This window comes from Parabacteroides sp. AF19-14 (assembly GCF_003635485.1).
Classification (GTDB): domain Bacteria; phylum Bacteroidota; class Bacteroidia; order Bacteroidales; family Tannerellaceae; genus Parabacteroides; species Parabacteroides distasonis.
The window spans coordinates 37607-59345 of record NZ_QTMJ01000020.1 but is presented as its reverse complement, the minus strand read 5'-3'; the positions used below and the strand labels follow the sequence as shown (position 1 = coordinate 59345).

At 44.9% G+C, this 21739-nt stretch carries 16 protein-coding genes; 13 read left to right on the top strand and 3 right to left on the bottom strand.

Annotated features, from left to right (window positions below):
• Window positions 1-5 precede the first annotated feature (5 nt).
• The 12 genes from DWX33_RS17365 to metH all read left to right on the top strand — a co-directional run bounded on the left by DWX33_RS17365 (window position 6) and on the right by metH (window position 13471).
• The gene (locus tag DWX33_RS17365; RefSeq protein ID WP_008771636.1) at window positions 6-434 is read left to right on the top strand and encodes a hypothetical protein; all 429 of its coding nucleotides are present in this window, start codon (window positions 6-8) and stop codon (window positions 432-434) included.
• A gap of 113 nt (window positions 435-547) precedes the next feature.
• Window positions 548-2785, top strand: a complete 2238-nt coding sequence (locus DWX33_RS17360) for a TonB-dependent siderophore receptor (protein WP_122380753.1) — start codon at window positions 548-550, stop codon at window positions 2783-2785.
• Window positions 2786-2948: 163 nt separating this feature from the next.
• Window positions 2949-3299, top strand: a complete 351-nt coding sequence (locus DWX33_RS17355) for a cation transporter (protein WP_122380752.1) — start codon at window positions 2949-2951, stop codon at window positions 3297-3299.
• Between the two features lie 168 nt (window positions 3300-3467).
• Window positions 3468-3995 (top strand): RNA polymerase sigma factor, encoded by a 528-nt coding sequence (locus tag DWX33_RS17350; protein ID WP_005865183.1) that lies wholly within the window; start codon window positions 3468-3470, stop codon window positions 3993-3995.
• A gap of 6 nt (window positions 3996-4001) precedes the next feature.
• A complete protein-coding gene (locus DWX33_RS17345; protein WP_122380751.1) occupies window positions 4002-5270 on the top strand; it encodes a porin family protein in 1269 nt (422 codons plus the stop codon).
• A 55-nt stretch (window positions 5271-5325) separates the two neighbouring features.
• Window positions 5326-6099, top strand: coding sequence for a hypothetical protein (locus DWX33_RS17340; RefSeq protein ID WP_005865187.1), 774 nt, complete (start codon window positions 5326-5328; stop codon window positions 6097-6099).
• Between the two features lie 128 nt (window positions 6100-6227).
• Complete coding sequence (locus DWX33_RS17335) at window positions 6228-6989, top strand: hypothetical protein (RefSeq protein ID WP_005865189.1); 762 nt, start codon at window positions 6228-6230, stop codon at window positions 6987-6989.
• A gap of 5 nt (window positions 6990-6994) precedes the next feature.
• The gene (locus tag DWX33_RS17330; protein ID WP_122380750.1) at window positions 6995-7744 is read left to right on the top strand and encodes a hypothetical protein; all 750 of its coding nucleotides are present in this window, start codon (window positions 6995-6997) and stop codon (window positions 7742-7744) included.
• A gap of 33 nt (window positions 7745-7777) precedes the next feature.
• Entirely contained in the window at window positions 7778-8344 is a 567-nt protein-coding gene (locus DWX33_RS17325) for a YIP1 family protein (RefSeq protein WP_005865193.1), read from the top strand.
• 14 nt (window positions 8345-8358) lie between these two features.
• On the top strand, window positions 8359-8820 hold the full coding sequence (gene smpB / locus DWX33_RS17320; RefSeq protein WP_005855460.1) for an SsrA-binding protein SmpB: 462 nt from the start codon (window positions 8359-8361) through the stop codon (window positions 8818-8820).
• A 6-nt stretch (window positions 8821-8826) separates the two neighbouring features.
• Window positions 8827-9786 carry a nucleoside recognition domain-containing protein gene (locus DWX33_RS17315; RefSeq protein ID WP_005865195.1) on the top strand — a complete coding sequence of 320 codons (960 nt, stop codon included), beginning with the start codon at window positions 8827-8829 and terminating at the stop codon, window positions 9784-9786.
• Window positions 9779-13471: a methionine synthase gene (metH, locus tag DWX33_RS17310; RefSeq protein WP_122380749.1), complete on the top strand. Its 3693-nt coding sequence runs from the start codon at window positions 9779-9781 to the stop codon at window positions 13469-13471. Before DWX33_RS17315 ends, metH begins: the two co-directional genes overlap by 8 nt.
• A 119-nt stretch (window positions 13472-13590) precedes the next feature.
• Here the strand turns inward: metH and DWX33_RS17305 are convergent, their stop codons facing one another.
• Genes DWX33_RS17305 through DWX33_RS17295 form a run of 3 tightly spaced genes read right to left on the bottom strand, consistent with a single transcriptional unit; the run spans window position 13591 to window position 19901 of the window.
• Window positions 13591-15147 carry a M81 family metallopeptidase gene (locus DWX33_RS17305; protein WP_005865200.1) on the bottom strand — a complete coding sequence of 519 codons (1557 nt, stop codon included), beginning with the start codon at window positions 15145-15147 and terminating at the stop codon, window positions 13591-13593.
• Between the two features lie 34 nt (window positions 15148-15181).
• On the bottom strand, window positions 15182-16693 hold the full coding sequence (locus DWX33_RS17300; protein ID WP_005865202.1) for a RagB/SusD family nutrient uptake outer membrane protein: 1512 nt from the start codon (window positions 16691-16693) through the stop codon (window positions 15182-15184).
• A 13-nt stretch (window positions 16694-16706) separates the two neighbouring features.
• The gene (locus DWX33_RS17295; protein ID WP_181987541.1) at window positions 16707-19901 is read right to left on the bottom strand and encodes a TonB-dependent receptor; all 3195 of its coding nucleotides are present in this window, start codon (window positions 19899-19901) and stop codon (window positions 16707-16709) included.
• A 906-nt stretch (window positions 19902-20807) separates the two neighbouring features.
• Here DWX33_RS17295 and DWX33_RS17285 point away from each other — a divergent pair.
• On the top strand, window positions 20808-21739 hold a 932-nt coding region (locus DWX33_RS17285), incomplete at its 3' end, for a site-specific integrase (RefSeq protein WP_048927729.1).

The window sequence follows — 21739 nt, the reverse complement described above, 5'->3', positions numbered from 1 at the left end:
GGCATATGAGACGATTTGCCACATCCTTGTTTCTTGTAATTCTTGCTTCCTTAATCTTTTATGGGGGAGCGGGGGTTAATTTCGTATCTTATTGTTGTGGCGTTTGCGAGAAAGAGGGAGTGGAGGCTTTATTGGAAGCTAAGTGCTGTGAGATTCATGGACATGATCATAGTCGTGATAATCTTGCGAATAATACGGTGGAGTGTTGTGGCATGAACGGCTGTGGCATTGAACGGGTTGATTTTGATTGGAATTCTGTAAATATACAAGTGCCGGATCTGCAACCAGTCGTACATGATTTGCTCTTTTCCTCTATTTTCGAGAGTTTACAAATCGCTTCCTTATTTGCTGATTCCTATGAGATTAGGGTGACAGGTCCTCCCGTAGCCTGTCCTCGTGTGTACCTTTCTTTATTGACTACGCTTTTGATTTGATTGTATTCGTGAGGGTGGAAGCTGCTCGCTGAATACCCTTTGGTTTTTAAGGTAGGGGATGCTCTATCCCTGCGGAAGCATGTATTTAACGATTCAATCAAATAACAACTATCATGTTAAGACAATTATATCTGATATTTTTATTGTCCTGTTTGACTTTTACTTTGACTTGGGCCGAGGATTCCGGCAAGAAAGTGAAAGGACGTGTATGTGATGAAAACAAACAACCTATTATCGGTGCAAATGTATATTGGGAAGGAACCCAAAATGGAACCACGTCCGATGTGGATGGAAATTTCGAGTTAGAACGAAAAGGTGACTCCAAGAATCTGGTGGTTAGCTATATCGGTTATATGACTGAGGTCACCCCTGTGGATGAGAAGGACGATGCTATGCAGATTATCTTAAAAGGTGAGATCGCCTTGGATGAGGTCGTGGTTAGTGAGCGCAAGATGGGAACCATCGCTTCCCGTACGAGCGTATTGCAAACTCAGAAAATTACGTACGATGAGATTTGCCGTGCGGCCTGCTGTAATCTGGCGGAGAGCTTTGAGACAAATCCGTCTGTCGATGTATCGTACTCGGATGCGGCTACAGGTGCCCGGCAAATTAAGCTGTTGGGATTGGCGGGAACCTACGTACAAATGTTGACCGAGAATTACCCGAATTTCCGGGGGGCCGCTTCCTTATATGGGCTGGATTATGTTCCGGGAGCTTGGATGGAAAGTATTCAGGTGTCTAAAGGAACCTCTTCGGTTAAGAATGGGTATGAGGCGTTGGCCGGACAAATCAACGTGGAATTCAAGAAGCCCCCTACGGCGGATATTTTCTCTGCTAATGTGTTCGCTAGTGATGCCGGACGTTATGAAGGGAATGCGGATGCTTCTTGGCATATCAACGACAAGCTCTCTTCCGGTTTATTGGTACACTACTCGAATGATAAAATGCAACATGACGGTAATGACGATGGTTTTCTCGATACGCCGCTAAGGGAACAGGTGAACGTAATGAACCGTTGGTATCATAAATTGGATAAATACGTGGCTCAATACGGAGTTCGCTATCTGCATGAGAGCCGTACCGGTGGGCAGGATACGAAACACCATGATTTCACCGACCCGTATCGGATTCATTTAAATACGAACCGGGCCGAATTATTTACGAAGCAGGCCTATATTATCGATAAGGAAAAGGTAGAGAGCGTGGCATTGATACTTTCCGGTTCTTATCATGAGCAAAAATCAAGATATGACCGTACGCCCTATAATGTATATCAGAATAATGTATATGCCAGTTTGCTGTATGAAAAGGAGTTTACGCCGATGCATAGCTTGAGTACCGGATTAAGTATGAACTATGATGGTTTCGACGAGAATCTGGTTCAATATGCGGGAGGAGAGTCGGTCCGTCATGCCTATGACCGTACGGAAGTCGTGCCGGGAGCTTATGCCCAATATACGTTCAATCTGAATGATAAACTGATCTTATTGGCGGGTGTACGTGCGGATTATAGTACGTTGTATGATTTCTTTGTAACCCCTCGTGTACATATTAAATATAATCCTTTTGACTGGTTCCATATCCGGGCTTCGGCAGGTAAAGGATTCCGGACAGCGAATGTGCTGGCAGAGAACAACTTTTTGTTATCCAGTAGTCGAAAAATGTATATCGCCGACAATCTGGATCAAGAAGAAGCGTGGAATACCGGTCTGAATCTGTCATTTTATATACCTTTGTTCGGGAAGGAACTGAGCTTGAGCGGGGAATGGTATTATACCGATTTCTTGAAGCAAATCGTGGTGGATATGGATAGTGATCCTCATGCGGTTCGTTTCTACAATCTGGATGGGCGTTCCTATTCGAATAGCTTCCAAGTGGAGGCTTCCTATCCTTTTTTCCGGGGATTTACGTTAACGGCCGCTTATCGTTATACGGACGCGAAGACCGATTACCGGAATGAGGAGGGTGTGGCGCATCGATTGAAAAAGCCGTTGGTTAGTGATTATAAAGGTTTATTGACCGCTTCTTATCAAACCCCGTTGAAAAAATGGCAGTTTGATTTGACCGGCCAGTTTAATGGAGGCGGTCGTATGCCGATACCGGATGCGTCTAATCCGTTATGGGAGCCGAATTTTAAGGCTTATACGGTAGTGAATGCGCAGATTACGAAATATTTCCGTCAATGGTCTATTTACGTGGGAGCGGAGAACCTGTTTAATTACAAACAACCGAATCCGATTATCGATGCCAGCAATCCCAGAGGGGATAACTTCGATGGATCTATGGTGTGGGGACCGGTGCATGGACGGAAAATTTATGCGGGTATCCGCTTTAATATAAGCAGGGATTGACACGTATATACGTATAAGCCCGTACGTATATACGTGTAGGCCTATGCGTATACTGGTGTGCCCCTACGCCTATATACGTGTAGCCCGATGCCTATAGTGGTGCTTTTCTTTTGGTAGATATGAATGGATAATTAGAACTGTTAATATTAAAAAACAATTGATTATGAGACGATTAATTATGTTGCTATTTTGTGCCGTATGTACGGTATCGATGACATTCGCCCAAGAAGCGAAAAAGAAGAAGGACTCTGTGACATTCTTTATCGAAGCGATGGATTGTGATCACTGTATCAAGAAGATCGAGAAAAATATCGCTTTCGAGAAAGGAGTGACCGACTTGAAATGTGATCTGAGCACCCGTACGGCCATTGTGACTTACAAGACGGATAAGACTTCGAAGACCCGCTTGACCGCGGCCTTCAAAAAGATCGGTATGGAAGCGGTTCCGGTAGATAATGGCGCCGGCTGTCCGGTACCTCCGGCGAAAAAAAGTGAGCATACTCACGCTCATTAACATGGAAATTCATAAGAACATCTTATCTTTGCAGATGTTCCGTGAGGGCGGGCCGGAGTGTCCGCCCTGTTTATGAAATAATTTTTCTACGGAATGCAGCGTTTGTTTAATTATTTACATCCTAATATTGTACAGTCTCCAGAAGGGAGACGTTCAAGGCACGACTGAATGAATGAGCTACAACTGATAGAGGGTTGTCGGAAGGGGGAGAGACGAGCTCAAAAAGAGCTTTATGATGCGTATTCCCGAAAAATGATGGGAGTTTGCCTTCGTTATGTGAACGACAGGGAAACGGCTCGTGATTTGTTGCAGGATGGCTTCGTGAAAATCTTTACCAGTATGGATTCCTATACAGGGAGTGGTTCATTTGAGGGGTGGATGCGGAAGATCTTTGTTAATTGTGCGTTGGAATATCTGCGAAAGTCGGATGTGTTGCGTGAAGCGACCGATCTTGACAATACGGCGGAACTGATTCAACCCGATAGTTCGGCTATCTCGGACATGTCGGCGGCTGAGTTGATGAATCTAGTGAAGGAGTTGCCGGTTGGCTTCCGTACCGTATTCAATATGTTCGCGATAGAGGGATATTCTCATAAGGAGATCAGTGAGATGTTGAACATTACAGAGAGTACTTCCCGTTCCCAATATACCCGTGCCAAGCAGTTATTACAACGTAGAATTAACGCATTGTATTGAGATAAGATGAGTAAAAAGGAAAGAGATATATGGGATGACGCGATCCGATCGAAGCTAGAGGATTTCGAGATGGATACGCTACCCGGCGACTGGGAGGCTATAGCCGATCGATTGCCCGGAAAGGCTCCGGTTCCTTTGCGTCGTACGCTTCGCTACTGGGTTGCCGCCGCCGTGATCTCCTTATTGGTCGTATCGGGTGGTATCTATTTATATGACAGGGAGATGGAAGATCTACCTATAGCCCAAGAAATACAGTCTTCACAAGAGTCGACATCTGTGGATACCCCGGTTGTTCCGATAGAGAAAACAATGGAGCAAGCGCCCGTATTAGCGACTATTCCTGCTGCTGCGGTCGTGAAGGCAAAAGCGGCATCTGGAGCGGTTAAAGTGGGAGCTAAGGCTAGGATGGCAGCGTTCCGGCAAAATGTAGAGAGTGCAGAGGATCGGCCTATTTCTGAGTCGGAGGTAATGTCTGCTGATAGATCGGCGAATGAGAAAGATACCGTTGAACCGGAGGTTGAAAGGAATAATGATGAGATAGTTGTTCTCAAGAATGATGTACTTGTCGCGGATGCTACTCCTGTTGCTAAAAAGAAGCCGGAGAAGACCGCGTCCCGGAAATGGGGGTTCGGTATGGGAGGTGGAGGTCTTTCTATGGGCGCTGATAATCTGGTCCCTCAGTATGTGACGAATAGCAGCGTGCTTAAGAGTGAGAATCTGATGAGCTTAAATTCGTTCGATGCGGAGAAGAAAGATCCTGCTAAGACGGATATTCATCATAAGACGCCTATTGGGGTGGGGATCTCAATTAGTCGTTATTTGAATAATCGTTTTTCTTTGCAGACTGGATTAACTTATTCTTACTTAAGATCGGAGTGGAGTACGAATAATACGTATCATATAGAGAATGATCAGCGATTGCATTTTATAGGAATTCCATTATCATTGACTTATAAGATCGCGGAATGGAATCGTTTTATGTTTTACGCCTCAGCCGGAGGTATGGCGGAAGTGAATGTCGCTGGCAAACGTAGAATGAAATTATTCTCGGATGAGGTAGAGATCGCAAAGCAAAGCGAACATATTCGAATGAAAGAATGGCTATGGTCTGTAAATGCCCGTGCGGGTGTAAGTTATCCGATTATCCGTTTTGTAAGCGCTTTCGCTGAGGTGGGAGCCAGCTATTATTTTGATAATGGTAGCGAGATCGAAACCATCCATTCGGAGAAGCCGTTTAACATGAGCCTTCAGTTTGGATTTCGTTTTGGTTTTTAATACTCGATAGATTAACAGTGTAAATACAAATACTTAAAAATAGAAAAATTGAATTATGAAAGCATTTAAATTAATTGGAGCAGCGGCGGCTGCGTCATTATTGTTGTTGACCTCTTGTCTTGGAGAATCGAATAATACGGTGACTCGTGCCGGCTTTGGTGTCGCAGGTCTTTCTGAAAAGACATATAAAACGGTACTGAATACAAATATGGGAGCATTATACTCTCCGTCTTTATCGGCACAAGTAGTTGACGGAGCTTGTTACTTGATCAACTATGAATTAGACCTAAATTCTCCGGAGAATGCGAATGCGGCGACAAATGGTTATTTAACAGCGACAATCTCTGTGGCAGATGAGATAACAAAAGGACAGCCAGTCTTTTATAATGTGCCAGATTCGGCCAGCTTACTTCAGAATGAGATACCTGTAAAAAACCTATTTAGCAATGGCGACTATGGGGTGTATGTAGACGGTTATTTATTCTTCTTTATAACAATGGATATGTTTAAGGATCAGAAAAATTCTTATACTTTATATTGGGATCGTTCAAAGGAGCCTACTATGGTGGATAATGTCCCGACATATGACTTGTTCTTGCGTGTCGCTAAAGTAGCGGACGGAACAGGTTCTGCTGCATCATCCATAGGAGAAGTCCGTGCGTTTAATGTTAAGTCTGTATTGGAGTCTGTGAATAGCGCTGAGGCTAATAAAGATTCAAAGTCTTTTAATCTTAAGGTCAATTATCTAAATACGATTAATGAAAAAGATAGTACGGATTTGAAATGGGCTTCTTATACCGTTCTATTCCAAGTCGTGAAAAACTCATAAAGAAATTAGTATAGAAGTTGAGGGCGTACCGATAAGAAGATTATCGATACGCCCTATTTTTTTGCCGTTTTTTTTATGTATATGGGTAAAGATCGTATCTTTGCGTACTTTAAGAGGAGTATTGTGAAATGAGATACAAGAATTTAATAGGTTTTGTCTGGGTGGCGGTTATCATGGGTCTGTTTACTTCTTGCCTAAAAGACATAAATAACGTCTATAATCCGGGAACGACCGCCGCTGTGGTTCGTCAACATGGAGATAGCGCGTTGATGATGGCTAATACCCGGTTCGGTTGGATCTATTCGACGAAGCTGAGCTCATACTCAGAGGGTAAATGCTTGTTGGTGAGTTTTGATTATGATCCTAGCTTGCCGGAAAATACGGGTGCGGAACAAAAAGGGTATTATACGGTGACGATACAAGGGGAAACCGCCGTTAACCAGCAAAACGCTGAGAGTCCTCTTACGGATACGCATAAACTATTGACAAATGAGCAACCGATACTTGCGGTTAATCCGAACGACTCTGTTCTGTACGTCAAATTGGAAGATTATTTGTTTTTGCCTTCCGCCTGTTGGACAACAAAAGACCGGGCTTTAAATTGGCAACTGACTTATGATCCGACTCAACAACCAGTTGTTGAAAATCGGAAATCAATTTATTCCTTATATTTACGGGCTGCCGCTACGACCGGAAAGCCGGAGGACAAGGCAGAAGAGGCTATCGCGGTTATCAATGCCTTTAATCTGGGGAACTTTATCAAAGATATGCGAGAACAAGGTGGACGTGATGCGGATATGTATGTTCGGATTCATTATATCGATCAAATTAATCCGAAAGATAGTACCCAGTTTACATGGGGAGTAACAGATCCTTTACTTATAAACTAAAAAAGATGAGAAAGCGAATTTTATACGGCTTATTTTTATCCTTGTTTTTCTTAATGACCTCTTGTATGGGGGATGGAAGTAATTCCATCAATTATCATCGAGTAGGAGTGATACGTGAGAATCCTATGCGATGTATCTACACGGCGGATGATCAAGGGGAGATCTTTATCGTCTCTTCCTCTGAGTTTGAGAATCGGACGGATTTGAAAGATGGCGATTGTTGTGTGGTTGATTTCAAGACGAATTTTAGCGAGGAATTGGGCAATGGTGTTTACAACGCTGAGATTTATAAGTATGATTCGGTCGCTGTATGGCCTTTGCATGAGACATTGACTGATACTACGGTCGTATTGGACAAGGAGCGTCTGGTTACGCTGGACTTTAAGAAAAGTATTTATTTGGAAGGACGTTTCTTCTTGCAAACCCAACATATAAATCATCAGGTAGACCAAAAGGATATTTTCAATTTATCCTATAACCCTGATCAGGAGGTGGAAAAAGATGATGACGGACAACGGATCTATAACCTATATCTCCGGGTAACCCAAGAGGGGGGTACCGGCGATTCCACTAAATGGATCAATACGACCGCTTTTACAATCGATAAGTTTTTGGACCAAGCCAAAGCGATAGAGAGTAGTGAGGGGCAAAATGTGATAAATTTTAAAATAAATTATGCCGAACGCTATAATGCGGATACAACCGCATGTGTTTGGGGGGCTACCGACGTATTTACGTTGCGTTTTACGAATTAAATATATACTTTTGCTATTTAAAAGTAAACAGAGATGTATAAGGAGATATTTAGGTGGGTAATCGCTATCATCTCACAGCCAGCGAAGGCGTGGGTCTTGTTAGCGAAAAAAGGAGAGAAGCAGGAGGAGTTCTTATCCCGATTCGTGTATCCTTTGATCGGCTTCGTTACTGTTGCGGCTTTTCTGGGCGTATTGTTTACGCGGAAGGAGTTTGATTTAGAGCTGGCCTTGAAGTCGTCTATCCGGACATTGGTGTCCTCGTTCGGTGGTTTTTACCTCGGGGCTTATCTGATGAACGAGATATGGCAAGGTATATTTAAACGGGAGAAGGATTTGAAACTGTGGTTGCGCTTCGTCGGGTATTCCTCGTCGTTGATGTTCGCTTTGAATATCGTATTGATGTTGCTTCCCGAGTTTTTCTTCTTGCGGATATTTATCCTTTATACATTCTATATTGTTTGGGAAGGCGCTGGTCCGTATATGGGAGTCGAGGAGAAGATCCGCTTGAAGTTCGTAGGATTTACAACCGCCATTATATTACTGACTCCGGCAGTTATCGAGATTTTGTTATCGATGCTGATGCCCGGTTTGAGTTTTTGACAGAATAACACAAGATGAAGGAGAAGATTAGTAATAACATACAGATAAAGAATAAGCGGGCGACGTTCGACTACGAGTTGCTCGACACTTTTACGGCCGGGATCGTACTGACCGGAACGGAGATTAAATCGATCCGTTTAGGGAAGGCGAGTTTGGTAGATACGTTTTGTATCGTGGAAAAAGGGGAACTGTGGGTGAAGAATATGTACATCGCCGAATATTTTTACGGTACGTACAATAATCACAACGCACGGCGGGACCGGAAATTACTTCTTACCAAAAAGGAATTACGAAAGATCGAGGGTGCGGTTCGTGCTAGTGGTTTTACGATCGTTCCCACTCGTTTGTTTATCAATGAGAAAGGATTGGCGAAAGTAGTCGTCGCGATCGCACGAGGTAAAAAGGAATATGATAAGCGAGACTCCATCCGGGAACGTGACGACCGACGGGAGATGGATCGGGCTTTCAAACGATAAGTCGAGATGGAAACAGGGCAAGGCGTGATCGGTAGGGTTTGGGGATGTATCCTGAAAGCTCTGCCTAAAGCAGGCAAGACGTGTTTATGGCTGCTAAAGATTATTTTGCCTATTTCTTTATTGGTCCGTATATTGCAATATTCCGGAATATTAGGTCAGATCTCGGATTGGTTAGTGCCCGTGTTCTCGTTGGTGGGTCTGCCGGGGGAGACAGCCATTGTTTTTATAACCAGTATATTCTCCCCATTATATGCTCCGATCGCTTTGATCACCTCGATGTCTTTAGGAGTCCGTGAAGCTACGATATTAGCATTGATGTGCCTTACTTCCCATAATCTAATGGTAGAATCCTCCGTACAGGCAAAGACTGGGTCTTCTTTCTGGGAGATGACGCTGCTCCGTTTGATCATGAGTTTCGTGATCGCCTTTTCTTTGAATTGGGTAATGCCCCATGAAGGATGGGGACAGGTCGGGATCGCTCAAAGCGCGGCTGTATGCGATAATTGGTTGGAAGTATTCGTACTTTGGTTTACCAGCTCGATGAAGGTGGTGATTTCTATTTTGATAATTGTTACGGCTTTAATGATCCTTCATTATATATTGGAAGAGTTTAATCTAATGAAAGGATTGTCCTCGGTCTTTTCTCCACTGATGCGATTATTTGGCTTGCCTCAAGATGCCGCTTTTTTGTGGTTGGTAGGTAATGTGGTTGGACTGGCTTATGGCGGGGCTATTATGGTAGAGCAAATGGAGCAGAGGAAGTTGTCTTACGGTGACGGCAACTTGCTGAACCATCATTTGGCCGTGTGCCATTCCCTGTTGGAAGATACGATCATCTTTGCCGCGATAGGGGTACCCGTTCTTTGGGTGGTGCCTACCCGTCTGTTTTTCGCCATCGTTGTGGTATGGATCCTCCGGGGATATAGTTATATGTACGCAAGAAAGGTAAAACATATTTATGAATAAGGAACGATTTCTGCGACTCTTGAATGAGCGCATTTTGATCTTGGATGGTGGTATGGGTACCATGATCCAAAGTTTCAAACTAAACGAACAAGATTACCGAGGCGAACGTTTCGCCGATTTTCCGGGACAATTGAAGGGGAACAATGATTTATTGTGTATCACCCGCCCGGATGTAATCCAGTCTATTCATCGTCAGTATTTGGATGCGGGAGCGGATATCTTCGCTACGAATACGTTTAACGCGAATGCTATTTCCATGGCAGATTATGCGATGGAGGCCTATGTACGTGAGATAAATCTGGCCGCCGGCCGATTGTCGAGGGAAGTGGCGGATACCTATATGGCAGAGCATCCGGATCGTACGATCTTCGTGGCCGGATCGATCGGTCCTACCAATAAGACAGCTTCCATGAGTCCAGATGTAAGCGATCCCGCTTATCGTGCCGTCACTTATAAAGATTTGTATAATGCCTACAAGGAGCAAGTCGAGGGACTTGTTGACGGCGGGGTGGATATCATCCTTTTCGAGACTACTTTCGATACGTTGAACGTAAAAGCGGGATTGGAAGCGGCTGAGGTCGTGTTGAAAGAGAAAGAAAAAGACCTGCCTATTATGTTGTCTTTGACTTTGTCTGCGCAAGGTGGACGAACATTTTCCGGACAGACTTTATTGGCCTTCTTGGCTTCCATACAGCATACACATATTGTTTCGGTTGGCTTAAACTGCTCTTTCGGAGCGGCGGATATGAAGCCCTATTTACAAGAGTTGGCGAAGTATGCCCCCTATTATATCAGCGCTTATCCGAACGCTGGATTGCCGAATAGTTTTGGTACCTATGACGAGACGCCGGATAAAATGGCCCAACATGTGAAGCCTTTTGTGGAAGAGGGATTAGTGAACATTATCGGAGGCTGTTGCGGAACGACTCCGGCGCATATCTTCCGGTATCCGGAGTTGGTGAAAGGAGCTAAACCGCATATCCCGGCTTTGAAACCGGATTGCCTGTGGCTGTCGGGCTTGGAACTGCTGGAGGTGAAACCGGAGAATAATTTCGTGAACGTGGGAGAGCGTTGTAATGTGGCCGGTTCTCGGAAATTCTTACGCTTGATAAAAGAAGGCAGTTATGAGGAAGCGTTGACGATCGCTCGTAAGCAAGTGGAGGATGGCGCCCAAGTGATCGATATCAATATGGACGATGGTATGTTGGATGCCGTGAAAGAAATGAAGACATTCTTAAACTTGATCGCCTCCGAACCGGATATTGCCCGTGTACCCGTCATGATCGATTCTTCTAAATGGGAAGTGATCGAGGAAGGCTTGATGTGCGTGCAAGGAAAGAGCATCGTGAATTCCATCTCCTTGAAAGAAGGAGAGGAGGTCTTCCTTAAACATGCCGCCCGTATTAAGCAACTGGGTGCGGCTGCGGTCGTGATGGCTTTCGATGAGAAGGGGCAGGCGGATACCTATGAAAGAAAGATTGAGATTTGTGAACGGGCCTATCGCCTATTGACTGAAAAGATCGATTTCAATCCCCAAGATATTATTTTTGACCCGAATGTATTGGCGATCGCTACCGGTATGGAGGAACATAATGGCTATGGTCTGGCGTTTATCCGTGCCGTTGAATGGATCAAGAAGAACTTGCCGGGCGCGAAGGTGAGTGGTGGTGTAAGTAATTTATCTTTCTCTTTCCGGGGGAACAATCATGTACGCGAGGCTATGCATTCCGTATTTCTATATCATGCGATCGGGAAGGGGATGGATATGGGTATCGTGAATCCGTCTACCTCCGTACTTTATGAGGATATAGAGCCGGAGTTCCGTACCTTGTTGGAAGACGTGATCTTGGCACGCCGTCCGGAAGCTGCCGAGGAATTAATTACTTATGCTCAAAATTTACATGTTCAAGCTTCCGGAGAAACTCCGGAGAAGCATGAGGCTTGGCGTGAGCTTTCATTGAAGGAGCGTTTGGAACATGCCTTAATCAAAGGGATCGGAGACTATTTGGAGGACGATTTACAAGAAGCCTTGCGGATTTATCCGCATGCCGTGGATATAATTGACGGTCCGTTAATGAGCGGAATGAATAAGGTCGGCGAGTTATTCGGTGCCGGAAAGATGTTTCTCCCTCAAGTCGTGAAGACCGCACGTACGATGAAAAAGGCCGTGGCTATTTTACAACCGGCCATTGAGTCTGAAAAGAAAGCTTCCGGCTCCGCAAAGGCCGGTAAAGTGATTTTCGCTACGGTAAAAGGGGATGTACATGATATAGGTAAGAATATCGTCTCTATCGTATTGTCTTGTAATAACTACGAGGTGATTGATTTAGGGGTAATGGTTCCCGCAGATGTGATCATAAAGAAAGCGATCGAGGAGAAACCGGATCTGGTTTGCTTATCCGGCCTGATAACCCCTTCTTTAGAAGAGATGGCGCATGTCGCGGACGAGATGCAGAAAGCGGGACTTACGATTCCTATGATGGTGGGTGGCGCTACGACCTCCAAATTGCATACGGCAGTGAAGATCGCTCCGCATTATGATTATCCGGTGATTCATGTGCTGGATGCCTCACAGAATCCGTTGATCGCCGCCAAACTATTGAATCCAGATACCCGTGACGCTTATATCAGGGAGTTGGAACAAGAACAAGAAGCCTTGCGTGCCTCTTTAGGGCAGAAGAAAGAGACCTTGGCTTCTCTTTCAGAGGCTCGTAAGCATCCGATAGAAATAGATTGGACCGGGTATACACCGGTTGTTCCGGCCCGGATGGGGGTACATGTTATCCCTTATATCCCCTTGGAAGAAGTGATTCCTTATATCCACTGGACCTTCTTTTTTAGCGCATGGAAATTGAATGGCCGTTTCTCGGAAATCTCCCAGATACATGGTTGCGATTCTTGTCGTGCCTCTTGGTTGGCCGGATTCCCGGAAAAAGATCGTGCGAAGGCTACCGAGGCGATGCAATTATACAAGGATGCTGTTAGGTTATTGGATCGGCTGGTCAATATGAAGGTTGAATATTGTAAAGCGATTTACGGATTTTTCTCAGCGAATAGTGAAGGGGATACGATCCGAATGGGTGATATAGCGCTGCCTTTATTACGTCAGCAAGTAAAAAAAGAGGAAAATATTTATAAATGTCTTTCCGATTATGTAATACCGGTTTCCGAGGAGCGAACTGATTATGTAGGGGCGTTTGTCGTTACCGCTGGAGCTGGCGCTGATTGTTTGAAGGATAAATTTGAGGAAGAAGGCGATACCTATAATTCAATGTTGCTGCAAACCTTGACCGATCGCCTAGCGGAAGCTACAGCCGAATATCTTCATGAGAAAGTACGTAAAGAATATTGGGGATATGCTAAAGACGAATCCTTGTCTATCCCGGATCTTTACAAGGTGAAATACCAAGGAATCCGTCCGGCTATCGGTTACCCTTCTCTACCGGATCAATTATTGAATTTCACATTGGATGGATTGCTCGATATGTCGCGAATTGGTGTTTCGTTAACCGAGAATGGTGCCATGTATCCTACGGCTTCGGTTAGTGGGATTTATATTGCCCATCCCTCTTCTCAATATTTCATGATCGGTTCTATCGATGAGGAGCAGATGAGAGATTATGCGAGCCGCCGGAATTTAACGGAGGAGCAAGTCCGAAAGTTATTGAGTAGGAATATAGGATAATTTAGTAGCATCACTGCAACCCGGGTTGCAGTGATGCTGCAATGCCTGTGCAGTAATACTGCAACACCTATTGCAGTAACACTGCATAGGCATTGCAGTAAAAAATCGATCAATACGATCTATCTGCCATAGTAATGCTTGGCGGAAGGAACCATGATAACGTTCAATTCCGGATCAGCCATGTCTGGATCGATCGGGAACATCGGTCTCACGATATTCTTATAGGGAAGCTTCTTGAAGTCCTGATCCACGCCTCCCCTTGTAAAAGCCATCACCCAATCCGCTTGTATATTGTACCATTGGGTTACAAGGTAACCCTGTTTAACCATTACGATATCCATTTCCTTCGGGTCAATTCCTGAACCCTCTAGGTTTGGAGTGGGAGACGATGTGCCTACTACCACATAAACGCTTCCGGTCTTTACGATAGCGATATCTCTTTTCCGTCTCCATGATTCCGCGTTCTTGTCTTCTTCCGGACTGACATAAACCACGGTACCCGACAATTTCACGGGACCTTCGTAGGAATTATCGACCATGGCACCTACCATGCCTTCTACGTGTCCGCCTACGCCGACCTTACGTGCCTGCTTAACCACTTCTTCTCCCGGGATGGAGCAATAAAGAACGCTCTTTCCCTTATCAGTCTGGAATTCCGGACGCTTCAAGAGTCTCGCCAAAGTCCAAGTGACCTCGCCTGAGCCGCCTCCGCCGGGATTATCTCCCATATCACTGATAAAGAAAGGCTTCTTTTTGCTTGCTATTGCCAAATCGATACATTTCTCGAGCGAATATCCCGGAGCTTCCAGCGAGAACTGCTTACGGACATCCCAGAATTTCTGGGCGAGTTTCTTCGCCCCGGCTTTTACCTGTTCCTCATCGTCACCGTAAACCATCACGGTTCCTTGGTTCCGTGGGTTGTCTCCCCAAACATAACCGATCCAGATCCCTGCGTCTATCACTCCGGGCATGGCTTCAACCTCGGGAACCAATGCGTACAGCGATTTCGCAGGCTCGACACGGGTACTCGACCATTCGCCGGAAACTAGGACAGGAACAGCAACCCATGCCTTGTATGCCGGACGTCCTTTCCCCGACTCAAGACGTTCCAACAAATTGACGACCCCTCGCCGATGTGATTCGCGAGAATCCGCATGCGGTGCTTGACGATAAGTCGTAATCAAATCGGAGTTGAGAGCTACCAACCAAGACGTATTTCCGTGAAGGTCCATCGTGGTGGTAGTCAAGACATCGTTTCCGATCAAGCTACGCACCTTCTCCATGAATTCGCCCTCGGGATCGGCTACGCCTTCCACGCTACAAGCTCCGTGGTTATAAAACCAGAAAGCGTCATAGGGCATATTGGCCTTGATCATCTCCAATGTTTTTTCCACAAATGCGTCGTACGATTCTTTTGTCACGGGGCCTCTTCCACCGCCATAGCCAATCTGCGTGGGAAGCCAAGTGGCCGCCTGTCCCATTGCGGAGTCTGGGCTGAGATAGTCCGGCATTCTTACGGGGTGTCCTACGAGCGGCTGCCTATTCGGGACGAACACGCTGTTTTCTATCTGTATACCGGCAATACCGATACGAGGTTTTTTCTTCTGTCCAAAGACCTCTCCAACGAACGATACGGCCAAGAGACAGATTCCGAGCAATACTAAATTCCTATTCATACTATTATGATTTTTGCGAATTGTTATTTCCTTATTAATTAGTTATTAAACCGTCACTAATATCAATCTCGGTTTGAGGTATAGGCAATACTTCCGCACCGGCGCTGAAAGGAGTCTTAGCTCCAAATTCCGCCTTCTTGGTTCCGTTAAATACTTTCTCGCCCCATCCTACACGTACCACGTCAAAGAACCGGAAACCTTCCATTCCAAACTCCAGATGACGCTCGTTCATGATGTCTTCAAACAATTGGCTTCCTGTATGGTTTTTAGGAGCCAAGTTGACATGGCTTCTTACCTCATTCAGATACTTTTGCGCATTAGCGATATCGCCGCTGAAATAGCAAGCCTCGGCATAGTTCAAATATACCTCCGCGAGGCGGATAAGCCTGAGGTTCGTGGGTTGATTATTTCCCCGATTCTCCTCTCTTTGCCCGGGCGCGAGATATAGTTTGCGATTGTACCAACCGGTTCGGTCGTCCGTAACGGGTGCCACATCGCCTTTGGCCGCGGTCTCGATCTCTATGGCCTCTTCCGTGGAGAGGAGAGTGGTCTTCTTTCGTATGATATCCCCCTCGGCATCATAAGCGTCTGCCAAGGCCTGTGTAGGTTGTGCGCAACCGAAGCCGATCGTCATGTTTCGGGGCATAGACATCAGCACGTGACGGTTGCCGTTATTAACGCCATACCCGCTTTGGGTTGTGGAGGTATACATATTTACTTCAAGGATTGAAGAAGAGCAGTGCTCGCCGTCCAGTGAGAATTGCCAAGCGTAATCCTCCGGAGCGACCAAGCTATACTCACCCCCGCACTCATTCTGGAATTTCTCGAATGCCTTTTTTACCTCATCGTATTTTTTCTCATACAGATAAATACGTGTTTGCATGGCGATGGCCGCGCCTTTGGTAATCCTTCCCGCATAGCTTGACTCGTAGTTAGCCACCTCACTTTTCTTAGGTAATACGCTAACCGCATCGTTTAGGTCTTGCTCGATAACCGAGTATATCTCTTCGACAGACGCACGTCCGAGTCTCTCATGATCGAGATCCAAGACTCCCGTATAGCAAGGAACACCACCAAAGGTTTTCACAAGCTCGAAATAAGTATAGGCGCGAATAAACTTGGCCTCACCGATCATCTGTTCCCTGTTATATTTCGAGAATAGGGCATCGTCTGCCATTTCCATATCCCGTATAAACAAATTGGCCTTATTAATACATTGGTAAGAATACCGATATTTGTTCAAGATCTCGGTATGATCCGCTTGATACTGATAATTCTCCAGCAACGTGAAGGTTTGTGCGTCGTTCGAAGAACCGCTGTAGGTCGCGTCATTCGACAACACGTCGCCGAAACATTGCATTGACCATGTGTAACGGAAGTCCTTCATGACGGAATAGACAGCGGTCAGACGCAAGAAAGCTTGTCTTTCCTCTGATATCTCTCCAGCCTCCGGACTTCCTAACGGAGCTAAATCCAAATCTGCACAACTGCTGAATCCTGTTAAAATCGCTAGTACGATTCCTATGATATATTTGTTTTTAAACATGACATTATAAATTTTAAAAAGTAACATTAATACCTCCGGTGAATGAAATGTTCTGAGGATAGATACCGTAATCTATGCCTCTAGACAAAGAGCTGGACTGACCCACTTCCGGATCCATACCCGAGTAACTGGATATCGTAAACAAGTTCTGGCCGCTTACATAAAAACGTACTTTTTGTAGTTTTATCCTCTGCGTGAGAGAAGCGGGCAGGGTATAACCTAGCTGGGCGTTTCTCAAGCGGAAATAAGTCCCGTTTTCTACGTACATGTCCGAGAAGCGGTCATTGTCGTTTACGTCCGTAGCCGTCAGGCGAGGGATGTCCGTATTTGTATTATTTGGCGTCCAATAGTTCATTAACGCTCTATCCTTGTTCGTTATATCGTTCGGGAAGTAGGTGTAATAACGCATCGCGTTGAATATCTGATTACCGATTGTTCCACCAAACTGCAAATTGAGGTCGAAGCCTTTCCACGCCATACCCATGTTGATACCGTATATGATATCCGGAATAGGATTACCGATCATGCATCTATCACTTGAGTCTAACTTGCCATCGCCATTCGTATCTACGAACAATACATCGCCCAATTCGGCATTAGGTTGGAAATCCGCCCGCTTAACGGCATTCAACTGTTCCTGTGTTTGGATAAGCCCGTCTGTCTTATAGCCCCAGAACGCGCCGATAGGCATACCTTCATTCGTATAGGTGAGGTACATGCTTCCGTTTCGGAATGGTCCATCGGAGATTGGTGTGCCACCATTCAATTTCGTCATGCGGTTACGGATGGTCGACATATTTACTCCCACGTTGTATTCGAAACCGCTTTCGGTCTTGTCTCTCCACTCGAGATTCATCTCGATACCGCGGTTGTTCGCCTCGCCGATATTGGTGTAGGTGTTGCTGGCATATCCCATATAGATAGGCATAGGAGCGGCCAGCAGCATGTCCTTCGTTGTCTTGTAATAATACTCGAAGCTGAAGACCATGCGGGTGTTAAAGAAGCTTGCGTCAAGACCGATATTCAGAGATTCCGTGGTCTCCCATTTAATATCCGGATTGCCCAATCTGCTCACGGCAATACCTTGATACAAGGTCTCATTCTCTCTCGCTCCGAATAAAGCACCGTATTGCGTACTCAATGACAGCAAACTACGATCCACATAATTGGTGATATTCTGATTTCCGATCTGTCCCCAACCCCCGCGGAGTTTCAAGGAGGAAACCCATTCGGCGTTCAATTTCTGGAAGAACGGTTCGTTGTCGATTCTCCAACCTAGAGCGAACGAGGGGAAGTTACCCCAGCGATTCTTGGAAGAGAATTTAGAGGAGCCGTCTCGCCGGAAAGTGGCTGTAATAAGGTATTTGTTATTGTAATCGTAGTGTAGGCGGCCCAGATAAGACATCAAACCATATTCCGTAGCGCTATTGCTGGCCGTGGTCTTGTTCTTGTCCAGCGTAGCGTCTATATAATGCAGGTTATCCGACTCTCCGATAAGATCTCTCGCATTTACGCTCAAGGTTTCCTGCTTACCCCATTCATTGGTATAACCTACGAGAGCGGATATGGAGTGCTTCTCGGCAAACGTTTTCTCATACGAAAGGGTATTCTCGAACGTATAGTAATGCCCTTTGGTCTGCGACTTCGATAAACTACTCTCTAAATTTCTTTGGCTTGAGGATACCTCATAGACAGGCGAGAAGGTTTTATTGTCTACCCTTCTGATTTCCGCTCCGAAGCTACTCTTGAACTTCAATCCTTTTATAATCTGCCATTCCCCATACATATTGCCGATGAAAGCAAGTTTCTCCCGTTGATTATCCCGATACATGATACTTGCCAATGGGTTATAGTAGTCAATATAAGGAGAGTAACCATATGAACCGTCTGCGTTTTGGGCGGGAGTTACCGGATCCAAACGGATTGCGTTACTTACGACACCATAGTCGGAGTCGTACACATTACTACTGTTGCGCTCGCTAATACTTGCGTCGGTAGATCTTGCGATCGACGCGTTGGTACCCACTACCAAATGATCTTTGAGCACCGTTTTTTCCGTGCTTTGACGGACACTGAACCGTTCGTAGTTGGATTTCTTGATCGTTCCATCTTGGTTGATATAGTTCAAGCCCAGATTGAATTTATAGTCGTTCTCTTTACCACCGCTTATGCCGACACTGTAGTTATGCATAAAGGCCGTATGCGTAATCTCGTCCATCCAATTGGTGGAAACATTACGATTGACAAGGGCCAAGTTGATGGGAACGCTCCTCACTGTGTTCAACTGTTCTTGATAGTCGTACCATTCCGGACCTGACATCAAATCGAGATTATTCAATATTTTGTTCATACCCCAATATGCGTCGAGCGTAACGGTGGTTTTTCCAGCGGCGCCTTTTTTCGTAGTGATAAGGATTACGCCGTTCGCGCCACGGGAACCGTAGATAGCGGAAGCGGAAGCGTCTTTAAGCACCTCCATAGACTGTATATCCGATGTGTTCAGGTAGTTTATATCCGTCACGGGCATCCCATCCACGACGAACAATGGCTCCGCGTCGTTTACCGTACCGACACCTCTGATACGGATCGTGGCGGCGGAACCCGGAGATCCGGAACTGGAAGTGACGGATACACCGGTAGCCAAGCCTTGCAATGCGGTAGAAACATTGGCCACTGCTTGGCGAGCGATTTTCTCCTCGCTCACGGACGAGATAGCCCCCGTGATATCACTTTTCTTCATCGTACCGTAACCAATCACTACCACCTCATCCAACTTTTGTGTGTCCTCTTGCAAGGAGATGCTTAAAACCGATTTATTGCCTACCGAAATCTCCTGGTTCATATAACCGATATAGGACACTTGCAAAATAGCGTCTTTGGCTACTTCCAACGTGAATTTTCCATCTATATCCGTTATTGTCCCGTTTGTTGTCCCTTTTACCATCACATTGGCGCCAATTATCGGCATACCGGTAGCATCAATCACGGTTCCGGTGATCTGACGGGTGTTTTGTTGCGGGGTGGATACGATTGATGGTTTCTCTATAATCTTGATGTCGCTTTTAATGCGCATGTTTGGGGAGTGTACGGAAGCGTATACCCCTGTGGTAAAAATAAATAGCGGGATTGAGGTTAATTTCATGACTCTGCCCAATTTAGTTTTTGTGTTTAATCGGGGTTTAGGATTCCCCTTATAATTTTCATTCATACATTTGTAATGTTTTAGTGTTAGTATTATTTGATTTAAAGGCGCTTAGAAACTTGTTTGGCTGGGTTATGTTGCCATATCTTCCAGCCAGTTTCCCTGTTAGATATGGTTCATGATGGTTCCTGTTTCATAGGCTCTCCTTTCTTTAAGATTAACTTTAGTAAACTAAATATGTTTATTTGGTTGTTTGATTTGCAATATTCGTGAAAAAAAACGACACCTGCAAGCAAGTCTCTGCTAATTTAATATTGTGTATTCAATCGATAGAAGTCATTAATACGGCTTAATTATGTCAATTTGTCATTTCTCTCTCCTTCTGCTTCTTGTATTTGAGATAGGATAGGGTGTGTGTGTATTATATGCGATTCTCTGGTAGTTAAGCCCTGACGAATAGAATGTGTATGAAGGAAAATACTTGCAGTTTGCCTTCTTTTTATCAATATCCGCCGAATTATTATATCTCTTGTTTCAGAAAACTAATAAATGCCTCCTGAATGATATTTGAAAATCAGTCGACTTTTTTGCCGTTCTAGAGCGCAAAGGCTCTATATAGTCTCGTTTTTCAGTGTACAAAAGATTGAGATTAGGAGTAGACCCCAGCTAAATTAGAGCAAGTGCCGGATAATCCGAACTAGATGCCGGGTAGATGTCGGTTATCTGCCGGGAAATAGAAATTATAAGCCGACTAGATACATACAAGTTCAGGATATATCCTAAAAAATGTGCTATTTTGGGTACTAAAGTTCCATAATATTGGTTTAAACGTAACTGTTTTGAAAAAGTATGTGTTTAAAATATGTTTAGAAAGTAAACATTATGATAGTGTTTCGGTAATTCTTTTTGCATTCAGATAGTATGAGTTACATTTGTCAATTCATTTCAAATATTATTTAAAAACAGAGAGATATGGATGAGAAAGGATTCGTGGAAGGGGTGAGAAGGTATATGTCCCAGTTACGAGAGGAAAAGCGTTATTCCTCCGCCAAAAGTTATCAGGATGCGTTGAACTCCTTTATAAAGTATAGTGGAACAGAGAACATTTCCTATTCGGATATCAATAAGGCCAATCTTCACCGATATGAGGCTTATTTGTTGGAGAAAGGCTGCATGTGCAACACGGTTTCCACTTATATGCGTCGTATCCGTTGCGTCTATAACAAGGCGATCGAAGATGGTGATGCGGAATATATCCCCGGTTTGTTCCAAGGAGTTTTTACGGGAGTGGAGAGTAAGCGCAAGAAATCCCTATCCTTAGAGAACCAACATAAGTTGATGACGGTGAAGGTAGAGAGTGAGGTGCTAAGGGAGACACAACTGGTCGTTTGTTTGTTGTTTCAGTATGCAGGAATGTCGTTCGTGGACTTCGCCCACCTAAAAGAAAGGAATATCAAAAACGGGATATTGGACTATAATCGGCAGAAGACAGGCACACCGATGAGACTGGAAATCTTGGATACGGCAGAATTGATGCGCAAGGAATTAATGGGTGACAAGAAGCCGGCCTCAGGCTATTTATTCCCTTTTTTGAGTGGAACGAAGACGGGCTATGAGGCATATCTCGAATACAATGCGGCCCTATCCCGATTCAATCGAAATTTGAAGGCGTTGAAAAAGGCCGCTGGAATAGCATCGGATGTTACTTCTTATACGATCCGCCATTCCTTTGCCATGGCATTGAAAGAGCAAAATGTCCCTATAGAAATGATCAGTGAATTATTGGGGCATAAGTCTATCAAGACCACCCAGATTTATCTGAGAAGTTTCTCTTTAGAAAAAATGACAGAGGTGAATAGCACTTGCTTTGGTTGTGTCTATAATTATGTGTCGAAAGTGGGATG